At 63.6% G+C, this 24229-nt stretch carries 22 protein-coding genes and 6 pseudogenes; 20 read left to right on the forward strand and 8 right to left on the reverse strand.

The window, feature by feature from the left end; all coding sequences use genetic code 11:
- Positions 1–100 precede the first annotated feature (100 nt).
- From H9529_RS09370 to H9529_RS09385, 4 genes are read right to left on the reverse strand one after another with little or no spacing between them, the layout of a single operon-like run.
- Positions 101–397, reverse strand: coding sequence for a hypothetical protein (locus tag H9529_RS09370; RefSeq protein ID WP_092892635.1), 297 nt, complete (start codon positions 395–397; stop codon positions 101–103).
- An 11-nt stretch (positions 398–408) separates the two neighbouring features.
- Entirely contained in the window at positions 409–624 is a 216-nt protein-coding gene (locus tag H9529_RS09375) for a hypothetical protein (RefSeq protein ID WP_092892637.1), read from the reverse strand.
- A 12-nt stretch (positions 625–636) separates the two neighbouring features.
- Positions 637–846 carry a DUF6900 domain-containing protein gene (locus H9529_RS09380; protein WP_092892639.1) on the reverse strand — a complete coding sequence of 70 codons (210 nt, stop codon included), beginning with the start codon at positions 844–846 and terminating at the stop codon, positions 637–639.
- 2 nt (positions 847–848) lie between these two features.
- Positions 849–1049 carry a hypothetical protein gene (locus tag H9529_RS09385; protein ID WP_223814114.1) on the reverse strand — a complete coding sequence of 67 codons (201 nt, stop codon included), beginning with the start codon at positions 1047–1049 and terminating at the stop codon, positions 849–851.
- A gap of 158 nt (positions 1050–1207) precedes the next feature.
- On the opposite strand from H9529_RS09385, the gene H9529_RS09390 reads away from it, so the two are divergent.
- From H9529_RS09390 to H9529_RS09430, 9 genes and pseudogenes are all read left to right on the forward strand, one after another.
- Positions 1208–1747 carry a hypothetical protein gene (locus tag H9529_RS09390; RefSeq protein WP_092892643.1) on the forward strand — a complete coding sequence of 180 codons (540 nt, stop codon included), beginning with the start codon at positions 1208–1210 and terminating at the stop codon, positions 1745–1747.
- Complete coding sequence (locus tag H9529_RS09395) at positions 1695–3734, forward strand: phage terminase large subunit family protein (protein WP_190305603.1); 2040 nt, start codon at positions 1695–1697, stop codon at positions 3732–3734. The genes H9529_RS09390 and H9529_RS09395 overlap by 53 nt, the downstream gene beginning before the upstream one ends.
- Before the next feature lies 1 nt (position 3735).
- Positions 3736–3951, forward strand: a complete 216-nt coding sequence (locus tag H9529_RS09400) for a phage head-tail joining protein (protein ID WP_092892930.1) — start codon at positions 3736–3738, stop codon at positions 3949–3951.
- 3 nt (positions 3952–3954) lie between these two features.
- A pseudogene (locus H9529_RS09405) lies at positions 3955–5345 on the forward strand (phage portal protein); the annotation flags it as partial.
- Positions 5346–5443: 98 nt separating this feature from the next.
- Positions 5444–6778 (forward strand): S49 family peptidase, encoded by a 1335-nt coding sequence (locus H9529_RS09410; RefSeq protein ID WP_092892926.1) that lies wholly within the window; start codon positions 5444–5446, stop codon positions 6776–6778.
- A 44-nt stretch (positions 6779–6822) separates the two neighbouring features.
- Positions 6823–7202, forward strand: a pseudogene (locus tag H9529_RS09415) (head decoration protein).
- A 53-nt stretch (positions 7203–7255) separates the two neighbouring features.
- Positions 7256–8278, forward strand: a complete 1023-nt coding sequence (locus H9529_RS09420; protein WP_092893000.1) for a major capsid protein — start codon at positions 7256–7258, stop codon at positions 8276–8278.
- A gap of 10 nt (positions 8279–8288) precedes the next feature.
- Positions 8289–8603, forward strand: coding sequence for a head-tail joining protein (locus tag H9529_RS09425; RefSeq protein WP_092893002.1), 315 nt, complete (start codon positions 8289–8291; stop codon positions 8601–8603).
- Positions 8600–9227, forward strand: a pseudogene (locus H9529_RS09430) (DUF6441 family protein). Before H9529_RS09425 ends, H9529_RS09430 begins: the two are co-directional and overlap by 4 nt.
- A gap of 116 nt (positions 9228–9343) precedes the next feature.
- Here H9529_RS09430 and H9529_RS09435 read toward each other — a convergent pair.
- Entirely contained in the window at positions 9344–9970 is a 627-nt protein-coding gene (locus tag H9529_RS09435) for a class I SAM-dependent DNA methyltransferase (protein ID WP_092892667.1), read from the reverse strand.
- 263 nt (positions 9971–10233) lie between these two features.
- Here H9529_RS09435 and H9529_RS09440 point away from each other — a divergent pair, with 263 nt between their 5' ends.
- The 7 genes from H9529_RS09440 to H9529_RS09470 all read left to right on the forward strand — a co-directional run bounded on the left by H9529_RS09440 (position 10234) and on the right by H9529_RS09470 (position 16230).
- Positions 10234–10656 (forward strand): acyl-CoA transferase, encoded by a 423-nt coding sequence (locus H9529_RS09440; RefSeq protein ID WP_092892669.1) that lies wholly within the window; start codon positions 10234–10236, stop codon positions 10654–10656.
- Positions 10657–10680: 24 nt separating this feature from the next.
- The gene (locus H9529_RS09445; RefSeq protein ID WP_092892671.1) at positions 10681–11619 is read left to right on the forward strand and encodes a phage tail tube protein; all 939 of its coding nucleotides are present in this window, start codon (positions 10681–10683) and stop codon (positions 11617–11619) included.
- Positions 11619–12056 carry a hypothetical protein gene (locus H9529_RS09450; RefSeq protein ID WP_092892673.1) on the forward strand — a complete coding sequence of 146 codons (438 nt, stop codon included), beginning with the start codon at positions 11619–11621 and terminating at the stop codon, positions 12054–12056. Before H9529_RS09445 ends, H9529_RS09450 begins: the two co-directional genes overlap by 1 nt.
- A 98-nt stretch (positions 12057–12154) precedes the next feature.
- Complete coding sequence (locus H9529_RS21100) at positions 12155–12283, forward strand: DUF7697 family protein (RefSeq protein ID WP_256327083.1); 129 nt, start codon at positions 12155–12157, stop codon at positions 12281–12283.
- On the forward strand, positions 12276–14723 hold the full coding sequence (locus H9529_RS09460; RefSeq protein ID WP_092892675.1) for a phage tail tape measure C-terminal domain-containing protein: 2448 nt from the start codon (positions 12276–12278) through the stop codon (positions 14721–14723). The genes H9529_RS21100 and H9529_RS09460 overlap by 8 nt, the downstream gene beginning before the upstream one ends.
- The gene (locus tag H9529_RS09465; protein ID WP_092892677.1) at positions 14723–15349 is read left to right on the forward strand and encodes a DUF2460 domain-containing protein; all 627 of its coding nucleotides are present in this window, start codon (positions 14723–14725) and stop codon (positions 15347–15349) included. The genes H9529_RS09460 and H9529_RS09465 overlap by 1 nt, the downstream gene beginning before the upstream one ends.
- Complete coding sequence (locus tag H9529_RS09470; protein WP_092892679.1) at positions 15346–16230, forward strand: DUF2163 domain-containing protein; 885 nt, start codon at positions 15346–15348, stop codon at positions 16228–16230. Before H9529_RS09465 ends, H9529_RS09470 begins: the two co-directional genes overlap by 4 nt.
- A 60-nt stretch (positions 16231–16290) precedes the next feature.
- Here H9529_RS09470 and H9529_RS09475 read toward each other — a convergent pair whose 3' ends face one another.
- The 3 genes from H9529_RS09475 to H9529_RS09485 are packed head-to-tail and all read right to left on the reverse strand — an operon-like array spanning position 16291 to position 18099.
- Positions 16291–16809 carry a hypothetical protein gene (locus H9529_RS09475; protein ID WP_092892681.1) on the reverse strand — a complete coding sequence of 173 codons (519 nt, stop codon included), beginning with the start codon at positions 16807–16809 and terminating at the stop codon, positions 16291–16293.
- Complete coding sequence (locus tag H9529_RS09480) at positions 16806–17099, reverse strand: hypothetical protein (RefSeq protein WP_092892683.1); 294 nt, start codon at positions 17097–17099, stop codon at positions 16806–16808. Before H9529_RS09480 ends, H9529_RS09475 begins: the two co-directional genes overlap by 4 nt.
- Entirely contained in the window at positions 17092–18099 is a 1008-nt protein-coding gene (locus tag H9529_RS09485) for a helix-turn-helix domain-containing protein (RefSeq protein WP_092892685.1), read from the reverse strand. Before H9529_RS09485 ends, H9529_RS09480 begins: the two co-directional genes overlap by 8 nt.
- A gap of 212 nt (positions 18100–18311) precedes the next feature.
- Between H9529_RS09485 and H9529_RS09490 the strand changes: the two genes are divergently transcribed.
- The 4 genes and pseudogenes from H9529_RS09490 to H9529_RS09505 all read left to right on the forward strand — a co-directional run.
- Positions 18312–18764, forward strand: a complete 453-nt coding sequence (locus tag H9529_RS09490) for an NlpC/P60 family protein (protein WP_223814119.1) — start codon at positions 18312–18314, stop codon at positions 18762–18764.
- A 9-nt stretch (positions 18765–18773) separates the two neighbouring features.
- Positions 18774–21782 (forward strand): annotated as a pseudogene (locus tag H9529_RS09495) (baseplate multidomain protein megatron); the annotation flags it as partial.
- Positions 21783–21881: 99 nt separating this feature from the next.
- A pseudogene (locus H9529_RS09500) lies at positions 21882–23170 on the forward strand (IS256 family transposase).
- Between the two features lie 57 nt (positions 23171–23227).
- A pseudogene (locus H9529_RS09505) lies at positions 23228–24226 on the forward strand (GTA baseplate fiber-binding domain-containing protein); the annotation flags it as partial.
- Between the last annotated feature and the right edge of the window lie 3 nt (positions 24227–24229).

A 24229-nucleotide genomic window follows, 5' to 3' on the forward strand; every position in this document is an offset into this window, starting at 1 on the left:
CTTGGTCTCCGGGGATGAGTTGCATCGTTTTGGTGTAATTACCATCGCTCTGGCGGGGTGGTTAGTGTAGGTAAATCCAAGCAATATCAGTGCTTTCTGATTACACTCTTGCCGCATCTGCCTTCGGCAACACGTTCACCCACTGGCAGTCGATCCACATGTAAAGATGCGCAAACTCCTGCGTCGGACGCGGCAGCATGCGCGGATCGCGCGGCGGGTTGAAGCAGTCCAGTGCCTCGGCCGTGACCTGCCGGATCTCGCGCGCGGCAAGGATGTCCTCGGGTTTCCAGTGCGCCAGCGCGGGCAGCATATGGGCGGGATAGCCGTCGAAGTGGACGTAAACATGCGCCCATTCGTCGGTCCCGGTCTGGATGGCGATCTGCGCCCGGGTGCTCATGTCGCCCTCCGTCAGATCAGCTGAAGCTCGACCAGCATGGCGCTGGCAGCGGCCAGTTGCGCGGTCGGCAGGTCGATCTTGATGTGCGAGAAGAGGTCCGAGCAGTCGGCGCGGACGCCCGCTTCCTTCAGCGCGTCCTCGATACCCGCGGCGACGCTGTTCAGGCGCGAACGGTCCAGATGGTCGGGCAGCGTGGCGATGTCGATGCGGATGGTGGTGGTGGTCATGATCTTGTCCTTTCAGGGTTGGGTTGCGGCGCTAGCGCCAGTGCTGCGGCCAGCTTCAAAGGCCTCTTCCAGCGCATCGCGGATCGCCCAGACCGCGACATCGTGGAAGTCGAGCCGGTCCCGATTGCGGGTCTCCAGCGTTTCAATGAAGAACCGGCGCTGGGCGATATCGAGGATCAAGGCTTCGCGGGCGGCCTCGGGGGTGGATTTGCGTTTGGCCATGATCACTCCTCCCAGCGGTGCTCAGGGTGGGTCGTGCGCGCGCGGGCTTCCTCGCGCATCATCTCGTGGGCGCGTGCCATCTCGACCATCCCGTCGGCCTGGCTCGTCCGCCCCGACATGACTTCATCCATCACCCAGTTCACCCGCTCCTGCGCAGGGCTGGTGTGGTTGCGCCACCCGTCGCTCATCGAGCTGTGTCCCATCTTTTCCTGTGCGCGCATGGTGGTCTCCGATCCTCATGTAAGGGGTGCGGTGCACCCGTTTGCCTTGCACCATGAATCGCTCTATCGCGGAGTGTAATCAACTGAATAAGATCACTATTTCCGTTTAATTCCAATATCTTGAGGTTAATGCAGTCGCCATGGAAGGTATGTCCGAACGCGAGTATTCCGCCCATTCCGGTCTGTCGCGCGGGGCGATCCAGAAGGCGCGAAAGGCCAGTCGGCTGGTGGTTTACAGCGACGGGTCAATCAACGCGGCGGCGTCAGATGTGCGCCGTGCCGACATGACCGACCCGGACCAGCAGCGGCGCAGCACTGGCGGCGGCGATAGCAGTTTCAGCGGCCCCGCCGACAGCTCGTCCTATCTGAAGGCCCGCACCGCGCTGACGGTCTACCAGGCGCAGGACAAGCAGCTTGGCATCCAGAAGAAGAAGGGCACGCTGGTTGATCGCGCGCGCGCCGAAGCACTGGTGTTCCGGTTGGCGCGGCAGGAACGCGACACATGGGTCACCTGGCCTGCCCGCGTGTCAGCACTGATGGCGGCGGAAGTGGCTCTGGGAGTGGAAAAACAAACCGGAACACCGGTGATTATCGAGGCCGCGATCCTGCAGAGGGTGTTGGAAGCCCATGTCAGACAGCACCTCGAAGCCCTCGCCGATCTCCGGGTCAGCCTCGGATAGCGGTGACCTGACCGCAGACCTCGATCTGGGGTTTGACGGGGCCGAGGATATCTTGCGCAGCTGGCGCAAAGGCATGCGCCCGGATCCTGACTTGACGGTGTCGGAATGGGCGGATGCGCATCGCTGGCTCTCCTCGCGTAGTGCGGCCGAACCGGGGCGATATCGCACCGCGCGTGCACCCTACCTGCGCGAGATCATGGATGCCCTGTCGCCGCGGCACCCGGCGCAGCGCATCAGCTTCATGAAGGCGGCACAGGTCGGGGCAACCGAGGCGGGCAACAACTGGATCGGCTTCGTGATCCATCACGCTCCGGGACCAATGCTGGCCGTACTGCCGACAGTGGAAATGGCCAAGCGCACCTCGCGCGGGCGACTGGACCCACTGATCGCCGAAAGCCCGGCTTTGCGGGAACGGGTGAACCCAGCCCGGTCGCGCGACGCGGGCAACTCGATGCTGTCCAAGGAATTCCCCGGCGGCATTCTGGTGCTGACCGGTGCCAACAGCGCCACCGGCCTGCGGTCGATGCCCGCGCGGTACATCTTTCTGGACGAGGTTGATGCTTATCCGGCCTCTGCCGACGAGGAAGGCGATCCGGTCACCTTGGCCGAAGCGCGGACCACGACCTTCTCGCATCGCCGCAAGGTGTTCATGGTCTCGACGCCCACCATCCGGGGCATCAGCCGGATCGAGCGCGAGTATGAGGCATCGGACCAGCGCAGATACTTCGTGCCCTGCCCGCACTGTGGCCAGATGCAATGGCTGCAGTTTGAAAGGTTACGCTGGGACAAGGGGCGGCCCGATACGGCGGCCTATCATTGCGAGGGCTGCGAGACGCCCATTGCCGAGCATCACAAGACGCAGATGCTGGAACGCGGGGAATGGCGCGCGACAGCTGTATCGGCGGATCCGCATTCGATCGGTTTCCACATCTCGGCGCTCTATTCGCCGCTGGGCTGGAAAAGCTGGCAGCAGATCGCCCGCGAATGGTTGGCGGCGCAAGGCTCGGAAGAGATGCTGCGCGCTGCGCGCAACACGCTGCTTGGCGAAACATGGGTAGAGTCGGGCGATGCGCCGGAATGGCAGCGGCTGGCCGAACGGCGCGAAGCCTATGGCGGTGCGCAGATTCCGGAAGGCGGGTTGTTCCTGACTGCCGGTGTCGATGTGCAGAAGGACCGAATTGAGGTCGATGTCTGGGCTTGGGGCCGGGACAGGACAAGCTGGTTGGTCGATCACATCGTCATCGCGGGCGGTCCCGACGATCCACAGTGCTGGGACAAGCTGACCGCCCTCTTGGGGCGGACTTGGGCATGTGCCAATGGTGCTGTGATGATCATCGGCAAGCTGGCCATCGACACCGGGTACGAGGCCCCAGCTGTTTATGCATGGGCGCGGAAACAGGGGTTCGACCAGGTCTCGCCAATCAAGGGCCTGGAGGGCTTCAACCGCGCCACGCCAGTGTCAGGCCCGACCTTCGTCGACGCCACCATCGGCGGCAAGCGACTGCGCCGGGGCGCGCGGCTCTGGTCCGTGGCCACAGCCACCTTCAAGACTGAGACCTATCGCTTCCTGCGGCTTGAACGCCCCTCGGATGAAGACCGGGCGCTGGGCGTCTGCGATGCCCCCGGCACGGTGCATCTGCCCGACTGGATCGACACTGAATGGCTGAAACAGCTGGTGGCCGAACAGCTGGTCACGGTGCGCAACAAGCGCGGTTACAGCCACCCCGAATGGCAGAAAATGCGCGAGCGTAACGAGGCGCTGGATTGCCGGGTTTATGCCCGGGCGGCGGCGTGGATCATGGGCGCGGATCGCTGGGATGAGGCGACCTGGCGGCGGCTGGAAGAACAGGCAGGGGTGGAAACGCGCCTGGCACCGCAACTGCCCACGCCGATTGAACCAACAACGCCTGCCGCGCCAAAGGCCGGAACACCAACAACGCCACGGCGAAAACGCCGGGCTTACACACCGAACTTCATGAGGGATTGAGATGGATCTGGAACGGATGCGCACCTTGCTGGCGGCACTGCAGGAAGCGCGCTACGCAGGCGTCCGCTCGGTCAGCTATGACGGCAAGTCGATCAACTACGGCTCGGACTCGGAACTTGCCAACGCGATCAGCGATCTGGAAACCCGGATTGCCACGGCCACGACCGGTACCCCGCGTCGTCGGCGCTGGGGCACTGTCGCCTCGAAGGGCCTGTGATCCATGGCGTTTGAGGCATTCCGTCAGCGCATCGGTTCGATCATCGGCGGCTTCGATGCGGCCCAAGCCCATCGGCGTCTGCGCGGGTTCCGGGCATCCCGCGCTCATGTGAACACGCTGATCGCGGCCTCGGGCGAAACGATCACCGCCCGCGCGCGCTGGCTGGTCAGAAACAATGGCTATGCCGCGAATGCCGTGGAATCCTTCGCCAGCAATGTCGTCGGCGATGGCATCAAACCCTCGTCGACGATCACGGATGCGGCAAAAAAGGAAGAGCTACAGGCGCTGTGGCTGGCCTGGACGGATGACGCTGACGCGGAAGGCCTGACCGACTTCTACGGTTTGCAGCGCCGCGCCGCGCGCGAAGTGTTCCTCTCCGGCGAGGTCTTTATCCGCATCCGGCCCCGCCGCGCGGAAGACGGTCTGACCGTGCCGCTGCAATTGCAGATGCTGCCTGCGGAAATGCTGCCCCTCGACATGAATCGCACGCTGTCCGGCGCTGGGCTGATCCGGCAGGGGATCGAATTCGACGGCATCGGTCGCCGCGTCGCCTATCACTTCCTGCGCCGCCACCCGGGTGATCTGACCGACCCCGGCCTCACCAATGAGACCGTCCGTGTGCCCGCCGCAGATGTGATCCACGTGCTGGACCCAGTCGAGGCAGGCCAGTTGCGCGGCGTGTCGCGCTTTGCCGCCGCAATCGTCAAGCTGTTCACCCTCGATCTCTATGACGACGCGGAACTGGAACGCAAAAAGATCGCGGCGATGTTCGCGATGTTCATCACGTCGCCCGCACCCGAAACCCCGCTGGAACCGACCGAGGAGGATCTGGAGGTTGAGCCCGGCCAGGTGGTGCGGCTGGATCCCGGCGAGGATGTCTCGACGCCTGCCACACCCGACTCCGGCGGCACCTATGAGCTTTTCCAATACCGGACGCTTCTGCAGGTCGCGGCGGCGCTGGGCATTCCTTACGGCTATCTGACCGGTGACACCGCAAAGGGTAACTTCTCAAACACCCGGATATCGCTGATCGAATTCCGCCGTCGCATCTCGGCCTGGCAACATGGCGTGCTGGTGTTCCAGCTGTGCCGCGCGGTGTGGTCTCGCTGGATGGACGTGGCGGTGCTGTCCGGTGCTATCGACCTGCCCGGCTATGATCAACAGCGGCGGCAATATCAGGCCTGCGCCTGGTTGCCGACGAAATGGGACTGGATCGACCCGATGAAGGACGCCTCGGCCGAGATCCTGCAGATCGAGTCCGGGCTGAAATCTCGCACGCAGGCAATCTCGGAGCGTGGCTATGACGCAGAACAGGTCGACCGCGAATTGCCGCCGAGCGCAAACGCGAACTAGCGCTTGGCCTCGACTTCCGCCGTCCGGGATCCCCGGCGCAGGCCGGTGCTTGCCAGCGGCAAGGATGACAAGCAGACGGCGCGGAAGGCGACGACGCACCCGAAGATGCTGAAGACAAGGCTGACCCCAAGGAGGGCGCATGATGCACCACGCCCAGATCGCCCAGCGCGCCTTCAACACACCCTTGATGGTCGACCCAGCCAAGGCGCTGGCGTTTCTGTCCGGGTTGGGCCCGCGCATCACGGGGCAGGAAATCACCTTCCATGGCCTGGAAGTGGAAGCCGCTGACCAGACAGCCGCCAGCCTGCCCGCCCGGGCGTCGCTGTTCGGCAATGACCTCGCCCAGCGCCACCAGCGTAATGGCACCCAGCCCTACGCCTTGGTCGACGGCATTGCAGTAATCGAAATTGCGGGCACACTTGTGCACCGTGGCGCGTGGATCGGGCAATCCTCGGGCATGACGTCTTACGAGGGCATCGCGGCCCAACTGCAGGCCGCGCTGTCCGATCCCGGCGTGCGCGGCATCGCCTTGGACATCGACAGCTTCGGTGGCGAGGTCGCTGGCGCCTTCGATTTGGCCGACCGCATTCGGGCGGCGCGCGCGCAGAAGCCGATGCACGCCTTCGTAGCCGAACACGCGCTGTCCGCTGGCTACGTCCTGGCATCGCAAGCCGACCGCATTATCCTGCCGCGCACCGGCGCTGTCGGCAGCATTGGCGTGGTGGCACTGCACACCGACATGAGCGGGGCGCTGGACCAGAAGGGCATTGCCGTCACGCTGATCCACGCAGGTGCCCACAAGATCGATGCCAATCCGTACCAGCCCCTGCCCAAGGCGGTGCACGACCAGATGCAGCGCGAGTTGGAGGTCGTGCGCTTTCTGTTTGCCGAAACCGTCGCCGCTGGTCGCGGGGATCGGCTGACCCATGCAGCAGCACTTGCCACCGAAGCGGCTGTGTTTCGCGGGGCCGATGCCATCGCCGCAGGTCTTGCCGACGATCTCGCCGATCCCGTCACGGCCTTCCACGCTTTCGCCGCCGCACCCCGCGGCACCACTCCCACCAGCAGAAAGGGTCCACAGATGACCATCATGCCCACCGACACCCCGAACCCGGCACCGACAGCCGCCACCAATCCCACACAGACGACCACGACGGCTGCACCAACGATGCCCGTGTCGTCGGTTGCAGTGGCACCCGACACAACGGCAATGAACGCCGACGCTGTTCGTGCAGAAGCAGCCGAGGTCGCACAGGTCTGCGCGCAGGCCGCTCGGCTCGGGGTTCAGATCGACGCAGCCGACGCGGTCACACGCGGGTTGAAGCCCGAAGCCCTGCGCGCCCGCGTCCTGGCCGATCTGGCCGCCCGCAGCGATGCTGCTGGCATCATCGCCACCGCCCCGGCAGCCACTGCGGCGAAAGACAGCCCGATCATCGCGGCCGCCAAGAAGGCCGCGACCGACGCCAAGCGCTGATCCAGCGCCACTTCCCGCCAATCCCAAAACATGGAGACTGACCAATGCCCGTCCTGACGCAACTGCCCAGCATGGGCGATGTCCTCAAATATGAGGTCAACCCGAACTACACCCGCGAGTAATCACTTTGCTTGTCGGGATGCCCTATCCCGTCGGCTCGGTGCTCGGCAAAATTACCGCCAGCGGCAAATACAAGCTGGCCACCAGCGGTGGCGCAGATGGTGCGCAAACCGCCACGGCCGTCTTGCTCTATGCCGTCGACGCCACGCTTGCCGATGCCACTGGCATTGTGGTCGCGCGCGGTCCCTCAATCGTGTCGCGCGCAGGCCTCGCCTATGACGGCACCGTCGATGACGCCGCGAAGATCACCACCAAGATCGGCCAGCTGGCTGCCGTCGGCATCATTGCTCGCGACGGCGTCTGACGCCCACCGGCGCGGCGCATCCACATCCATCCCTCTTTCCCCCGGAGCACCCCATGACCCTTGTCCGCAATCCCTTTGACGCTGGCGGCTATTCGCTGGCCGAAATGACGCAGGCCATCAATATCCTGCCCAACCTCTACACCCGCCTTGGCCAGATCGGCCTGTTTCGCTTCGAGGGCGTCAGCCAGCGCTCGGTGATCATCGAGCAATATGAGGGCGTGCTGAACTTGCTGCCCTCCGTCCCGCTGGGCGGCCCCGCCACCGTCGGCACGCGGGAAGGCCGTTCGATGCGGTCCTTCGCGCTGCCGTGGATCCCGCATGATGATGTGATCTTGCCCGGTGATATCCAAGGCCAACCGGCGCTGGGCGTGTTTGACGGGGCCGACCCGCTGGTCGAGGTGATGAACCGCAAGTTGCAGCTGATGCGGCGCAAGCACGCCCAGACCCGCGAATACATGGAAATGAACGCGCTGCGCGGCATCGTCAAAGACGGGGCTGGGACGACGCTCTACAACTACTTCACCGAGTTTGGTCTCGCGCAAATCTCGGTGGACTTCGTGCTGGGCACGGCTGGCACCAATGTTCAGGGCAAGGTGCGCGAAGTCCTGCGCGCCATGGAAGACAACCTGCTGGGCGAAAGCATGAACGACGTGCATGCCCTCGTCAGCCGGGAATTCTTCGACAAGCTGATCGCGCATCCCAAGACCGAAGAGGCGTACAAGTTCTACGCCGCGACCGGCGCGCAGCCCTTGCGCCAGGATGTGCGGCGCAACTTCCCCTTCGCGGGCATCGTGTTCGAGGAGTATTCGGGCACGGTGACACTTTCCACCAAAGCCACCGAACGGCTGGTGCCCGCCAGCGAGGGTATCGCCTTCCCGTTGGGCACCATGGACACCTTCACCACCTTCGGCGGCCCAGCCAACCTGCTGGAGGCGGCCAATACAATGGGCCTGCCACTCTATGCGCGCCAGCATCTCGACGAGAAGGGCCGCTGGATCGATCTGATGACGGAGGCCTCGATCCTGCCGGTCAACAAGCGGCCGCGCATCGCGATCCGCATTCACACCTCGAACTGACGGATCCGCCATGAACGTCTTTGCCACCGCCATGGACCGCATCTATGCCAACCCGTCCATGGCGGTGGCAGCCTTGTGGATTTCCGCAACCACGTCAGAGGAAACGTCAATCCGTGTCATACGTCGTGCGCCAGACCACATCACCGAATTCGGTGCGGCGCGCTTTGTCAGCGACACCATGATGGTGGACGTGCGCGTCGCAGACCTTCCGGGGCCCCGCCCAAACGATCTGATCGTGATCGGGGCCGACAGCTTTGCGATCCAGGGAGAACCCATGCGGGATCGCGAACGTCTGATCTGGACGCTGGACCTGCGGCCAACATGAGGCTGAGGATCGAGATCAATCCCGACATCGCCGCCTTAATGCAGGCAGAAATTGCCGCCGGTGAAAAGGCGGTGTCGGCCGCCATGCGCGAGGCTGGCACCGGTCTCAAATCCGCTTGGCGCAGCCAGATCACCGGCGCGGGGTTGGGCACGAGGTTGGGCAACAGCATCCGCCTGGCCAGCTTCCCCAAAACTGGCGACAGCCTGAACGCAGCGGCGCTGGTCTGGTCCAACGCCCCGGTGATCATCGGAGCGCATGACACCGGCCCGCTGATCCGGTCCAAGAATGGGTTCTGGCTGGCGATCCCTGCTGCCGCTGGCAAAAGCAGCAAAGGCGGTCGGATCACCCGGCGAATGGGAGCGCCGCACTGGCCTGCGCCTAAGGTTTATCTACCGCCGGAGGGGCCCAAGCCTGCTGGTGGCCGAGGGACGGCTGAATTCCAAAGGTCGGGCTGTGGCGTCAAAGTCCAAAACCGGACGCGGCGTGGCAACCGTGCTGATTTTCCTGCTGGTACCACAGGTCAAGCTGCGGAAAAGGCTCGATTTGGCGCGGGATGCAGAGCGCGCGGTGGACGGCGTGCCGGGCCTGATCGTGGCGAGCTGGGTGGAGGGACAACTGGGCTGACGTCTGCAATGCGGACAAAGTGTGAGTTCGCTGCAAGTGCACCAATGTTGGTTTTGAGGAAGCAGTTCAACAAACGGTCGTTTTTGGAACAGCTGTAAATGTCAGATCCGAGCTAATCAGCCGACGTTCGACATCTTCTGGGCCAGCCAGACAGTCGCTCCACCGCATGTCGGATCTTCTTCGATATGCTCAACCACATCGAAGCCATTCTCTTGCAATAGGCAGCGATATTCGGCTTTTTCCAAGCTTCCATGATACAGAGGCTGGCCTTCAAATGTTCCAATTGCTTCGCCTAACGATGTGCCGCTGGTGAACATCAGGGGGGCACCGGGAAAGCAGAGACGGCTAAAGGTTTCGAACATCGGGCGTTGATCTTCAGGCTTGAGGTGGAAAAAGCTGTGCCACGCAATCACACCATGAAATTTTTCCAATGAAGGTAGATTGCGCATGTCAGCGGCTACCCATGTATGTTCGGGAAAGGTCTCCCGCGCGATGTCGGTCAGTGCGACCGCACCATCAACGCCGGTGATCTGACAAGCTTTGGCAATAAAATACTCTGCAATCGGTCGACCCGAGCCACAACCAAGGTCCAGAATATTTCGTTCGCCCTTCTGCGTCAGTGCGAGAAAACGATCCAGCCAAGGCTGTTCGAAAAGCGGTTGCCCCCGCATACGCAAATTAACCCAAGCTGAGGCGTTTTCTTGATAGAGGTCTATGATCGCGTCGGCGGCATTTTTAGGCATTGTCGTATCCTCTTTTGATTATCATGTCTCAAAATGAACGGCAGCAATGTCTAGGATAGCTAACTTGAGGGGTTCAAAAACCCTCCTTTTTGGCACGGCTGCAAAACACCTCGTTTGATGCTGCCACAAACCCCGTTCAAAACCCAAGCAGTTGTTGAAGGTTTTTGGCTCTCTCGTGATAGCGCACATCCGTACATCATGCAGCATCGGTCCGTTTGGGCTCGAAGCAGCCGTCGGTGAAGCCATCAGTCTTGGAATAACAGATGCCCACCACCCGCGAAACCATCCTCGCCGCGCTGCATGCGGGGCTGCAGCCCTTGGCCGCCCTTGTTCTGCGCGATGAGGTTCTGCCAGAGCGAATCCCGGCAGCCGGGCTGATCATACTGCGCGATGGCCAGCCGGGCGAGCCGGAGGTGACACTGTCGCCGCTGCGCTACCATTTCCAACACCGGGCCGAGCTTGAAGTGGTTATCCAGGCACCGAATGGCCGCGCCACGGCATTCGACAGCCTGATCGCCACCATTGGCACCACGCTGGAAGCCGATCGTACATTGGGCGGGTTATGCGACTGGGTTGAACCAGGAGCCCCGGCCTCGGTCGATCTGCCCGTCGAAGGCGCGGCAGCTCTGAAGGCGGCGGTGATCACCGTCGTCCTGCATTATACAACCACCGGCCCTCTGGCCTGACACCCCCACAACAAGGAGAAAGATATGGCACGTGCGCAAGGCGCGCGGGCGCAGATGGCGCTTGCGTATGAGACGGTTTACGGGACCCCGCCGGTCGGCGGTTTCACAAAGATGCCGTTCGCCAGCACCTCGCTGGGATCGGAACAGCCACTCCTGAACAGCGAATTGCTCGGCTATGGTCGCGATCCTCTCGCCCCGATCAAGGACGCGGTGACGGCCGATGGGGATGTCATGGTGCCAATCGACGCCGAAGCCTTCGGGTTCTGGCTGAAGGCGGCCTTCGGGGATCCGATTACCTCTGGCGTTGGGCCTTACACCCATGAGTTCCGCTCGGGCGGCTGGACCCTGCCCTCAATGTCGATCGAGACCGGCATGCCCGAGGTGCCACGCTTTGCGATGTATTCCGGCTGCGTGCTGGATCAGCTGTCGTGGCAGGTGCAACGCTCCGGCCTGTTGACCGCGACCGCCCGGCTGGTGGCACAAGGCGAGACCATCGCCACTTTGAGCGGCGCGGGCACGCCCGCTGAACTGGCGCTGAAGCGGTTCGGCCATTTCAACGGCGCGATCAGCCGGAACGGCACGGCACTCGGCAACGTGGTGTCGGCGGAAATCACCTATGCCAACAACCTTGACCGGATCGAGACCATCCGCAGCGATGGCAAGATCGACGGGGCTGACCCGTCCATCGCCGCCCTGACCGGTCGGATCGAGGTCCGCTTTGCCGACAGCACGCTGGTGACGCAGGCAATCAACGGCGACCCTTGCGAGATCAGCTTCGCCTATGTCCTGCCCTCCGGGGATAGCTTCACCTTCACCGTTCACGCCGTCTACCTGCCGCGCCCCCGGATCGAGATTTCCGGACCGCAGGGCGTGCAGGCGACATTCGACTGGCAAGCGGCGAAAGCTGCCAGCCCCGCCCGCATGTGCACCGCAAACCTGATCAACGATATCGAGGCATACTGATGATCCGTCTGAACCTGACCGCTACGCCGCAATGGCTGGACCTCGCCCCTGGCCTGCGCCTGCTGGTCGCCCCGCTGACCACCGCCCTGATGGTATCGGCCCGCGCCGATCCGGCAATCGAAGGACTGCCCGATGGGGCTTCCCAAGAGGAACTGGCCCTCGCCATGGCCAAGGCCGTCGCTCGCCGGGCGGTCTTGGATTGGAAAGGTGTCGGCGATGACGCAGGTAACATCGTGCCCGTCACCCCCGAGGGCATCGACGCGCTGCTGGAAATCTGGCCGGTCTTCGAGGCGTTCCAAACCCAATACGTCGCGCGTGGCCTGATCCTGGACGCGGAAAAAAACGTCTCCGCGCCCTCGCCGAGTGGTCCTTCGGCGGCGGCGACCGGTACTGCACGGCCTGTACGGGGCGCTGCCCCAACTGCCCCGCAAGACTGAACCGGCCGCAGACGGAAGATGGCTGGCAGGTTTGGGATCTGGTCGGCCGCCTCGGGGGCCAGCTGCGGGTCATCCCCGGCGCTGTGTTGGGCTGGGACATGGGCGCGGCCCTCGCGATGGCCCACGCCCTTGGCATCGATACCCTGATCGCCGCCGAACTGCTGCCCGAGATTGAGGCAGTGATGGTCCGCAAACTGAACGAACAAATCGGAGAAAACCATGGCTGAAAAACGGGTCTCTGTCCGCCTCGTGGCAGAAGGCGGCCGCCAGGTCCGCGCCGAGCTGGAAGGCGTTGGTGAGGCCGGGGCGCGCGGGTTCGGGCGGCTGTCGCGCGAGATGGACATGGCGAATGCCCGCGTTGCCGCCTTTGCTCGCCGCGCCACGCTTGCTGCAGCGGCTGCAACTGCAGCTCTGGCGGCGGCGGGCGTTGCGATGATCCGCTCTGGCCTGCAGACCGTCGATGCGCAGGCCAAGATGGCGCAATCTCTTGGCACAACGGTTGCCAGCCTTCAGGTGCTGGAGCGGGCGGGCGATCTGGCAGGCGTGTCGATGGGTCAGGTCGAGCAAGCCACCGTGCAGCTGACGCGGCGGCTCAGCCAGGCCGCCTCCGGTACCGGCCCGGCGATTGACGCTTTGCGCCGTTTGCGGCTTTCGGCCGAAGATTTACAGCGCCTGCCGCTGGATGCGCGCATCGCGGCCATTCAGGAGGCGCTCGGGCAATTTGTCCCCGAAGCCGAACGCGCGGCGGTGGCCTCGCAGCTCTTCGGCGACCGCGCGGCGCTGGTGTTCACACGGATCGACACGGCGACACTTCGCCAGGCGACCGAGGATGTTCTCGCCTTCGGGGTTGTCGTTTCCGAAGCTGACGCCAACCAGATCGAACGCACCAATGACGCGATTTCACGGTTGGGCCTGATCTGGCGCGGGCTGTCGAACCAATTGGCTGTCGCCGCTGCGCCCTCCTTGGAGGCAGTGGCCAACGCCATGGCCGCTATTGCCAGCCGCACCGGGCCACTCGGGATCGCGATCAAGGCGCTGTTCGACAACCTCGGACGGCTGACCACCTATGCCGCGACGTTCGCAGGCATCATGGCCGGGCGCTGGGTGGCTGGTGTGGCGGCGGCGGCGCTCTCGGTGCGCGGGCTGGCCACCGCACTGGTCCTCCTGCGCGGGGCGCTGATCCGCACCGGGATCGGAGCGCTAATCGTCGGCGCGGGCGAACTGGTCTATCAGTTCTCTCAGCTGGTGGCCCGGGTTGGCGGCGTTGGAGAGGCGTTCCGGCTGCTTGGCGATCTGGCCAAGGAGGTCTGGTCGCGGATGGGGCTGGCGCTGGATGGTGCGCTGGCACAAATGGCGGCCGGTTGGGAGGGGCTGAAGGCCGCAAGTCTTTCGGCACTTGAGGGTACCATCGCTGGGGTGGTCAACTTCGGCGACCGGACGGCGGCGATTTTCCAGGGGGCCTATGATGCAGCCGTGGCGATTTGGGGCAGTCTGCCCGGTGCCATCGGTGACTTTGCCTTTCAGGCCGCGAACGGCCTGATCTCCGGCGTCGAGGCGATGCTGAACGGTGTCGTCACCCGGATCAACACTTTCATCAACGGATTGAACGCCGCACTGGCGCTGCTGCCGGAATGGGCAACAGGTGATGGTGGCATCAGGATCGGCGCGCTGGATCCCTTGGACCTGGCGCGGATCGGCAACCCGTTCGAGGGTGCTGCAACCGCAGCAGGTGCCGCAGCAGCCGATGCCTTCTCCGCCGCTCTGTCGCGCACTTATCTGGAACCACCTGACCTCGGTCTTGGCACAATGGCCGATGACGCCCGCGCCCGTTCAGATGGTTACCGCGAGGCCGCAGGCATGCTGGCGGATGCCGCCGGTCGACCTTTGGCCAGTTGGCAAGCGCTGCGCGACGCGGTGACCGGCAGCGGTACCGAAGCTGAAGCCGCACTGGCCGATGCTGCGGCCTCGGCGGATGCGCTCGGGCTGGAATTGGACGAGACTGCCGCCGCTGCCAGTGGTGCAGGAGCCGCTGCCCGCGCTGCCGGGGCAGCAGCAGCCGAGGGCGCGGAGCAAGCCGCAACCGGCTGGAGCGCGGTCACCGCAGCACTCGCCGACTATGCCGCCAAGGCCCGCGACATTGGTGGCGATATCGGCCAGACACTGGTCGGCGCATTTCAAAGCGCCGAGAACGCGGTGGCCACCTTTGTCAAAACCGGCAAGCTCGACTTCCGCGACCTCGTCACGTCGATGATCGCCGATCTGGCAAAACTGGCGGCCCGACGCTTCATCCTTGGGCCTATCGCCAATGCCCTCTCGGGCGCGCTGGGCGGTGCGGGTGGATTGTTCGCAGATATCTTGCACGCTGGCGGCACGGTCGGATCGCCGGGCCCGGGCCGCATGGTGCCAGCCATGGCCTTCGCTGGTGCCCCGCGTATGCATTCCGGTGGCTGGGCGGGCATCAAACCCGACGAGGTTCCGGCGATCCTGCAACGGGGTGAGCGGGTTCTGTCGCGCCGGGAAGCGGCTGGCTATGGCAAGGGTCAAAGTGCAGCCCCGAATATCTCCGTCACCATCAATGCGCGTGACGCCGAAAGCTTCCGGCAATCCCGCACACAGGTCGCGGCCGACATTGCCCGCGCCGTGTCGCTGGGCCGAAGGGGCATGTGATGGCGTTCCATGAAGTTCGCTTCCCCGACAACATCAGCCGTGGCGCGCGAGGCGGCCCGGAACGACGCACCCAGATCGTCGAACTTGCCTCCGGTGACGAGGAACGCAACGCCAGCTGGGCCAACTCGCGCCGCCGCTTTGACGTGGCCTATGGCATCCGTCGCGCCGATGATCTGGCTTTGGTCGTCGCCTTCTTCGAGGCCCGCAACGGCCGCCTGCACGGGTTCCGCTACAAGGATTGGGCGGATTACAAATCCTGCATGCCGTCGCAAGCCGTGGCCCCGACGGACCAGCCGATCGGCACCGGCAACGGCGCTGTCACAACCTTCGCGCTCCTGAAACGCTACACCTCCGGCGCACAAAGCTGGACCCGCGCCATCGCCAAACCTGTCGCAGGCAGCGTTCGCCTTGCCCTGAACGGCGTCGAACAGATGACCGGCTGGAGCGTCGACACCGCCACCGGCAGCGTCACCTTCGCTGCCACCCCGGGTGCAGGCATCGCGATCACTGCGGGCTTCGAATTCGACGTGCCCGTCCGCTTCGACACCGACACACTTGATGTGACCCTCGATATCGAGCGGCTCGGCTCGATCACCTCCATCCCACTGCTGGAGATTCGCAGATGAAATCCCTCTCCCCTGCGCTGCAGGCCCATCTGGACGATGGCACAACCACCCTGTCTTGGTGCTGGCGGATTTCGCGGGCAGACGGTGTGGCGCTGGGCTTCACCGATCATGACCGCGCCCTCGGCTTTGACGGCACCGAGTTTGAGCCGGAAAGCGGGTTTGCGGCCTCAGAAATTCGGTCAGGTTCCGATCTGGCCGTCGATGCACAGGACGCGAGCGGCGTGCTGACCTCGGACAGGATCACCGAAACCGATATTGTCGACGGGCGCTGGGACAATGCGGCGGTCGAGCTGTGGCGGGTGAACTGGGCCGACACCAGCCAGCGAGTGCTGCTGCGCCGAGGGGGCGTGGGGCAAATCCGGCGCGGCCGCATGGCATTCGTGGCCGAGGTCCGGTCACTGGCGCATGTTCTGGGCCAGACCGTCGGGCGGACGTTTCAGGCGGGCTGTGATGCAGCGCTGGGCGATGCACGCTGTGGGATCAATCTGGAAAACGCTGTCTACAAGGGGTTCGGCGTGGTCACTGATCTGCTGCGCGACCGGGCGTTCATGGCGTCTGGTATGCCCGGCTTTAACGCTGGCTGGTTTACCTCTGGCACGGTCACCTGGACCAATGGTGCCAATGCTGGACGCATTACCGAAGTTCTGGCGCATGGATTGACCGATGCCATCGCCACCCTGACCCTGCTGGAAGCCCCGGTGCGCGCCATCGCCGAGGGAGACAGCTTCATCGCGCGGGCGGGCTGCGACAAGCGCATCGCCACCTGTGGGGCAAAGTTCGGCAATACTGCCAACTTCAGGGGCTTTCCCAACATCCCCGGCCAGGATGCCGTTCTGCGCTATGCCAGCCAGGATGGCGGCCATGAGGGGAACGTTCTTTGAGCGGTTCGCTGGAATGCCGCATTGATTGGAGCTTGCATCGGCCCACCGCTGCAATTGCGGCTATCGAAAGGGAAACCTTAGGTCTTTCCCGAAGGTCAGCCCTGAAATTTCGCAAACGGTACGAAGAGCCGACCTCAGTTGGTCTTTGCTTATGTTCTTGCTGATCCACCATCCGGATGCTGTCAGCTGTACTGGGAGATGAGGGCTGTAGGGATGGATGCCGCGCGGTTCCAGTGAGATAAGGCGGCGTCCACGCGTACGGATTCCGGCAAGCGAAACCAAGTTCTCCGGCGCAACATCGGCCATCATATCTACGACCCGGCCGAACAGGGCCGCTAAGGTATCAACGGAGAATCCAACCCCGAGAAACTCTGCGGCGTACTTCCCGCGCTCGTGGACGGCGACGCTGGTCGGCGGCGGGTCAAGCTGGGCCGTGTTCACAGTTCGAGCGCCCGCAAGGCTTTTCCCGAGCGCCGATGCAACATCGTCGTCAAGCGCAGACCGCAATGTCAGGATGGCTTCGACGACAGAGATAGGCACGGAAACGAGCACAGCTTGTGTCGCGGTTTCACACTTCATGATGCTCTCCCGCGATTCCTGCCATTTGCGCGAACTGGCTTTCGGTCGGAATGGTAAAGGGTGATGACGCTATAGCAATCGACGATGAGTTTGGTGCCCCGCAAACGTTCGAGCTGCTGGATCTCGTGCCGACGCCTCTCGATCTCGCGGGCTGCGTCCTTGTCGCTGAGAAAGAATGCGTCGTCGGCCACACGCGTCGCCACACTAAGCACTAGACTTACGTCCACGTTTCTAAAGCCGCGTTGCCGCATGCGTGTTTCGGCATGTTGAGTGAAGCGAAGGTCATGCATCGTTGTTCTCCTCCGCCTCATGGGAGTTAACCGCCGAACCTGAGATGTCGATGTCGCCAATCAGCGACATGAGCTCTTCCCGATCCTTCTTGCGCTTTGCGAGTTCATCTTCAGGAATTCGACTTATGATCCAAGCGACCCGCTCGACCTCATTGTCGTTGCCCAGCATATCGCCGGGAATGTCCTTCAACCGAACGTGCCCTCGCAAAAGTGCATACTCGGCATCGGGATCTTCACCCGTAAGTTCGTGGATCAGGTCAGCGCCGATCCGATACTCCGGCATGCCCTCGCTGGTCTTCCAGCTGGAGGTTGACCAGTCTCCTTCGAACGACACCGTCTTTGCGTCCATCTCGTTTGCGAAATTTTTGATGTAATCCGCAAAAGGGTTGTTCTGCGAAGGATCGTAGCCGAGGTCATACACGTCGTCCGGGACATCCTTGCCAAACAGATCGCGATTCTCGATGCATATCTTCTCGCAAGATGCGCCGTCTTCAGCGCGATAAGCAGAGTTCGCGAAAGAAAAATGGCCTCCACCAAGGGCCATAAGCGTTGCAGCCGCGTCCTCTATCTCCGCGACCCGCTCCCGCCGCCACGTGAGGCTTCCTTCAGCAAGCAATGCGGCGAACAGAGGCGCCATTACAATCTGCGAATGAATCGGAATGCCGTAGATGTGCTGAACCATGTTGAACGCCATGGCTGTCTCGGCATCGAGCATCATGCGTAGCGGCCGGTAGCCGAACTGTCGGAGAGATGCCTCGCGCTCTGCTTCGTCTGTGGGGGGCTTGGAAAGGACATCGAGGGTGACGCCAAGTGCTTTCGCCAAGCCTTCCGCAACGCGATCATTGGCCGCATAGGTGCCGTCCTTGGTGCTTTCGATCCGCTTAATCGTGGGCAAGCTAACCCTGTTCTTGCCTTTGGTAGCCTCGGCGAGCTGCTCCTGTGTCCAATGCTTTCGGTCCCGGTAGTACTTGAGCGCGTCTGGATGAATTGTCGTGGTCATGTCTAAGCCTCCTAGTGCCTGAAGCCAGTATGAGCCTTTTATGCTAGCATTTATAGCATCATCTTTGGATATCGATACCTTGGATTTGGCAATATTTGGATCGTTGTAGGTATAATTGTGAGACCGGAAGGATCGCCGTGATGATATGGAGCCGCACCAATGATGTTGGTTCAGGAGCTCATGATACTTCTGGGTATCAAGCTGAGACCTCAGTGCCCGAAGTAGAAATCATTGATCCCGCCCTCGTAATTGCCACCGCCCGCTCCTGGCTCGGCACGCCCTACCACGATCAAGCCAGCCTGCGCGGGGTCGGCTGCGATTGCCTCGGCCTCGCGCGCGGCGTCTGGCGCGACGTGGTCGGAGATGAACCTTTCCCGATCCCGCCCTACAGCCGGGATTGGGGCGAGACAGGGCCGAACGAGGTACTGGCGGAAGGCGCGCGGCGCATGATGCCCGAAGTTGCCGTAAGCGATGCCGGTCCCGGCGCGCTGGTCCTGTTTCGCATGGCTCCGCGCGCAATTGCCAAGCACGTCGGGATCCTGACTGGCTCCGACCATTTCATCCATGCCTATGAACGGCTGGGCGTCGTCGAGGAAATCCTGACCCCGGCATGGGCGCGCCGGATCGCGTTCGCCTTCCTGTTCCCACGCTCCAGCAACATCTGAGATTTTCACATGGCAACTTTGGTTCTCGGTGCCGTCGGCTCCGCGCTCGGTGCGGGATTCGGCGGTGCCATCCTCGGCTTTTCCGGCGCTGCCATCGGTGGCTTCATTGGATCGACCATCGGCTCAGTGGTTGATAGTTGGATCGTGTCGTCCCTGGCCCCCGCTCAGCGCATCGAAGGCGCGCGGCTCGACAGCCTGCGCATTACCTCCTCAACCGAGGGGGCGGTGATCCCGCGGCTTTATGGTCGCATGCGGATTGGTGGCAACATCATCTGGGCCACGGATTTTCGCGAGGAGACCAAGACCACCAGTCAGGGCGGCGGCAAAGGGATCGGGCCGAAGGTCAGAACGACCGAGTATCTCTACTCGGCGTCCTTCGCTGTGGCGCTCTGCGAGGGCGAGATCACCGGCATCGGGCGCGTCTGGGCCGATGGCAAGCCGATTGACATGTCCGGTGTCACCTGGCGCTGGTATCCCGGAGACGAGATGCAGGCTCCGGACCCGTTCATCAGCGCCAAGATGGGGGCATCCAATACCCCCGCTTATCGCGGCACTGCCTATGTGGTGTTCGAGGAATTGGACCTTAGCCCCTTCGGCAACCGGCTGCCGCAGATCAGCTTTGAGGTGTTCCGGCCACTGGCCGATGCTGACACCGCCGAGGGGATGGTCAAGGCTGTGACGCTAATCCCGGCCTCGGGCGAGTTCAGTTATGCCACCGTGCCCGTCAAGAAGACCAGCGGCGGCACGACCATCGGCTTTGGTCAAACCTCCGGCGGCACCACCGTGGCCGAGAACCTGAATGCGATCTCCGATACTGCTGACTTCGTGGTGGCACTGGACCGGCTGCAAGCGATGGCCCCGGCGGTGGAAAGTGTGTCGCTGGTGGTGGCGTGGTTCGGCGATGACCTGCGGACGGGGAACTGCAAGGTTCGGCCGGGTGTCGAGGTAGACACCAAGACCACGACGCCCTCGGCATGGTCGGTGAATGGGGTTTCGCGCGCGGATGCTTTTCTTGTCAGCCGAGATGCCGAGGATCGTCCGGTCTATGGCGGCACCCCGGCAGATTTCGCCGTGGTGCAGGCGATCCAGGAGATGAAAGCGCGCGGGCTGCGAGTGACCTTCTATCCGTTTCTGCTGATGGATGTGCCGAGCGGCAACACCCTGCCGAACCCCTTCTCTGACGACACAGCCACAACCGGCCAGCCTGCTTTCCCCTGGCGGGGAAGGATCACCTGCTCCCCTGCGGCGGGTTATGCTGGGACCGTGGACAAGACCGCCACCGCCGCCACGCAGGTCGCGGCGCTGTTCGGCGCGGCCAGCCCGGCGCAATTCGCGGTGTCGGGCGAGAGCGTCAGCTGGACCGGCCCGGCAGGCGAATGGTCGCTGCGTCGAATGATCCTGCACTACGCGCATCTGTGCAAAGCCGCTGGGGGCGTCGATGCCTTCCTGGTTGGGTCTGAGATGCCCGGCCTGACCACGATCCGCTCTGGTGCCAGCACCTATCCCGCCGTCACCGCCTTCAAATCCCTCGCGGCTGATGTACGTGCGATCCTCGGCGCGGGTTTGAGCCTCGGCTATGCCGCCGACTGGTCGGAATACTTCGGCCACCACCCTGCCGACGGCAGCGGCGATGTCTTCTTCCACCTTGACCCGCTCTGGTCGGACGCCAACATCAACCTCATCGGCATCGATAACTACATGCCGCTCTCGGACTGGCGCGACGGGTTTGATCACATTGATGCCGCGCTGGCCCCGGCGATCTACGACCGTGCCTACCTGCAATCAAACATCACCGGTGGCGAGGGGTTTGACTGGTTCTATGCCAACCCATCTGACAGGGCGACCCAAACCCGGACGCCGATCACGGACGGTGCGGCGGCAAAACCATGGGTGTTCCGTTTCAAGGATCTGCGCGCCTGGTGGCAAAACCCGCATTTCAACCGACCGGGTGGTGTGGAGAGCGGTGTGCCAACCGATTGGGTGCCGCAGTCAAAACCGATCTGGTTCACGGAACTGGGCTGCCCTGCGATTGACCGCGGTACCAATCAGCCGAACGTGTTCTTTGACCCAAAATCGTCGGAAAGCTCTACGCCCTACTTTTCGCGCGGCTGGCGGGATGATGCGATCCAGCGTGCCTATCTTGAGGCGACGTATCTGTTTTGGTCAACACCAGCCAACAATCCTACATCGTCTGTCTACCTCGCGCCGATGGTCCATGTGCCGGAATGCGCGGCCTGGACCTGGGACGCCCGGCCCTATCCGTTCTTTCCCGGCCTGACCGACGTCTGGACCGATGGGCCAAACTGGCGGCGCGGCCATTGGCTAACCGGACGGCTGGGCGCTGTTTCCCTCGCCGCACTGGTGCGCCACCTCTGCCTGCGTGCCGGAATGCCAGAAGATCAGATCGACGTCTCCGGCCTCTGGGGCGCAGTTGAGGGCTATGTGATTTCGGCGCTGGAAGCCCCACGCGCCTCGATTTCCACGCTGGCCCGGCATTTTGGCTTTGATGCGGTCGAGAGCGAAGGCCGCATCCGCTGCCTGATGCGCGGCCGGATCGCCATTGCCACGATCACGCCCGACAGCATGGTCGCGCCCTCCTCGGCGCAGGGTGACGTGATGGAACTGACCCGGGCGCAGGAAACCGAACTGCCGCAGGCGCTCAAATGGCAGGTCGCCCGCGCTGATGAGGATTATGACGCGGCGCAGGTCGAGGCCCGGCGCATCACGGTCGACACCACGAGGATCGCCGCCGAGGCGTTTCCGATGGCAGTGCCGCCCGAAGAGGCCGAACGCCGCTGTCGTCGCGCGCTGATGGAGGCTTGGGTCGGACGCGAAAGTGCGGTGTTTCGCCTGCCACCCTCGCGGCTGGCGCTGGACCCCTGCGATGTGATCCTGCTCGATCACGATGGCCGCCTGACCGAGATGCGGCTGGTCTCCATCGCGGATTCTGATCTGCGCAGCGTCGACGCCGTGCGCCAGGATCGGGCCGTCTATGACCTGCCACCCGGCGAACCACGGGAATGTCCCGACCGATGTTGAAGTTCGTTATCTGAAGGGTGGCGTTGCTCTCCCTGAGCCGTAGGCTCGGGGTGTTCAATCCAGATGGAGAGCAACACCATGAAAACATCTACCACATCCCCGCTGGCCCTGGCCAGCAAGGCCGAGCTGACGGCGGCAGTCGAAGAGGCCCGTGATGCGGTCGGGGCGAGCTTCGAGCGGTTCTGCCTGGTCGCGGGTCTCGCCAGCCTGACGCAGATGCTGGAGGAGGACGCGACGGCGCTGGCCGGGGCCCCGCATGCGCGCAGTGCCGACAAGCAGGGGTATCGCTGGGCCGCACGCGGGGCCCGGTGGGCTTTCACGGTGGCAAGGTGGAACTGGAGCGTCCGCGGGTGCGATCAAAAACCACCGGCAAGGAGCTGTCGCTGCCAAGCTGGCAGGAAGCTGCGCAGGCCGGCTGGCTGGAGCAATGGGCGATGAGCCTGATGCTGATGAATGTCGCCACGCGCAAAGTCGGCCGCGCCGTGCGTCTGCCCGAGGCCGGGGTGCCGTCCGAGGCGGGATCGGGGCTGTCGAAATCCGCAGTCTCACGGCGGTTCAAGGCGCTGACCCAGGCGCGCATGGACGCATGGATGGCCTCTGATCTGTCTGCGCTCGACCTGCTGGTGATCCAGATCGATGGTCTGCACATGGGGGACAACCTGCTGATGCTGGGCGCGATCGGGATCGATGCCGACGGCCGGAAACACCCGCTGGGCGTGGTCGAAGGCGCGACGGAGAACGCTGCGACCGTGCAGGCGTTGTTGGACAACCTGATCGAGCGTGGGCTCGAACCCGCAGTCTGTCGGCTGTTCATCGTAGATGGCGCCAAGGCCCTGACCAAGGCGATCCGCCGGACCTTTGGCGCGGACATTCCGATCCAGCGCTGCCAGGTCCACAAGGCTCGCAACATCACCGAGCGACTCAATCCCAAGCTTCACGCCGCTGTCCGCCGCGCCCTGCGCCAGGCCTGGGAGCTCGATGATGCCGACAAGGCCGAACGTCTTCTGCGCACCCTCGCGCGCCGCCTCGAACTCGAGGCGCCCGGCGTGTCGAAGAGCATCCTCGAGGGCCTCGACGAGATCCTCACCGTGACCCGCCTCGGCCTGCCGCCCGAACTGCGCCGCTCACTGGCTTCGACAAACATCGTCGAGTCTATGAACGCGGTGATCAGACAGGTCTGCCGGAACGTGAAGCGCTGGCGCGACGCGAAAATGGCGCTGCGCTGGACCGCTGCGGGCATGCTCGAGGCCGCCAAGGGCTTTCGTCGCCTCAAGGCCCACAAGCAATTGCCCGTCCTCAAGGCAGCACTGGAGAAGCATCGCTCCAAACCCGAAGACGCCGTTGACCAGGTGGCAGATGCCGCGTAACCCTGAAATCAGCAGCGTCCCCCGTCGCGCTTTTCAACATCGAGCGGGACATTCCCCGAACCACGCCCTGCCTCACTCTCGACGCCGACAGTCTTTGGTGCCCCGGATGTGGTCTTGCTGGACCTACCGCAGCTGCGTGAGGATCAACCGGCGCATCGGCCCTTCGTTGCAGCCTACGCCAAACCATGGCCGGGAGAGATTGCGGTCTATCGCAGCGCCGCCACAGATGGCTTTGCTTTGCTGACAACATTTGGCAGCCGCGCCCGGATCGGGGTTCTGGCAGAAGGCTTCTATGCCGGGCCGGTGTCGCGCTTTAATCTTGGCAATGCGCTGGTCATCGATCTCTTCTCGGGCACGCTGGAAAGCGTCACGGACATCACCTTGCTCGGCGGCGCGAATGCGCTGGCCGTTGAAAGCGGCGCAGGGCAGTGGGAGATCGTCCAGGCAGGCACAGCCGAGCTGATCGCACCAGGGCGGTACAGGCTGACCCGCCTCCTGCGCGGCCAGCGCGGAACCGAAGGGGCGATGGTCAGCATGGTGCCGACCGGCGCGCGGGTTGTCGTGTTGGACACCACGCTGGCATCGCTGCCGATATCGGAAGCCGACCTCGGTCTGCCATGGAACTGGCGCATCGGCCCAGCCTCTCGTCCGGTCAGCGACGAGACCTTTGTCGCCGCCACGTTCACACCCGAAGGTGCTGGACTGCGGCCGTTCTCGGTCGCCCATGTTGAGCAGCCGTGGCGCACCGCCCGCAGTCCCGGCGATCTGACCATTCGCTGGACGCGCCGGTCGCGGTCGCTTGCGGCCGACAGCTGGGGTGCAGGCGATGTGCCCTTGGCAGAAGACTTTGAGGCTTATGCGCTCGATATTCTGGACGGGTCAATTGTCAAGCGATCCTTGACGACTGCCACGACCTCTGCCCTCTACACCGCCGCCCAGCAGACCGCCGATTGGGGCACTCCCTTCGGCCCGGGCCAATTCCTCGCAATCCGCATTTATCAACTCTCGGCCCTGATCGGCCGGGGCGCTGGCCGATCTGTCACCCTCACCTTCTGAAAG

It is taken from the genome of Roseicitreum antarcticum (assembly GCF_014681765.1).
Taxonomy (GTDB): domain Bacteria; phylum Pseudomonadota; class Alphaproteobacteria; order Rhodobacterales; family Rhodobacteraceae; genus Roseicitreum; species Roseicitreum antarcticum.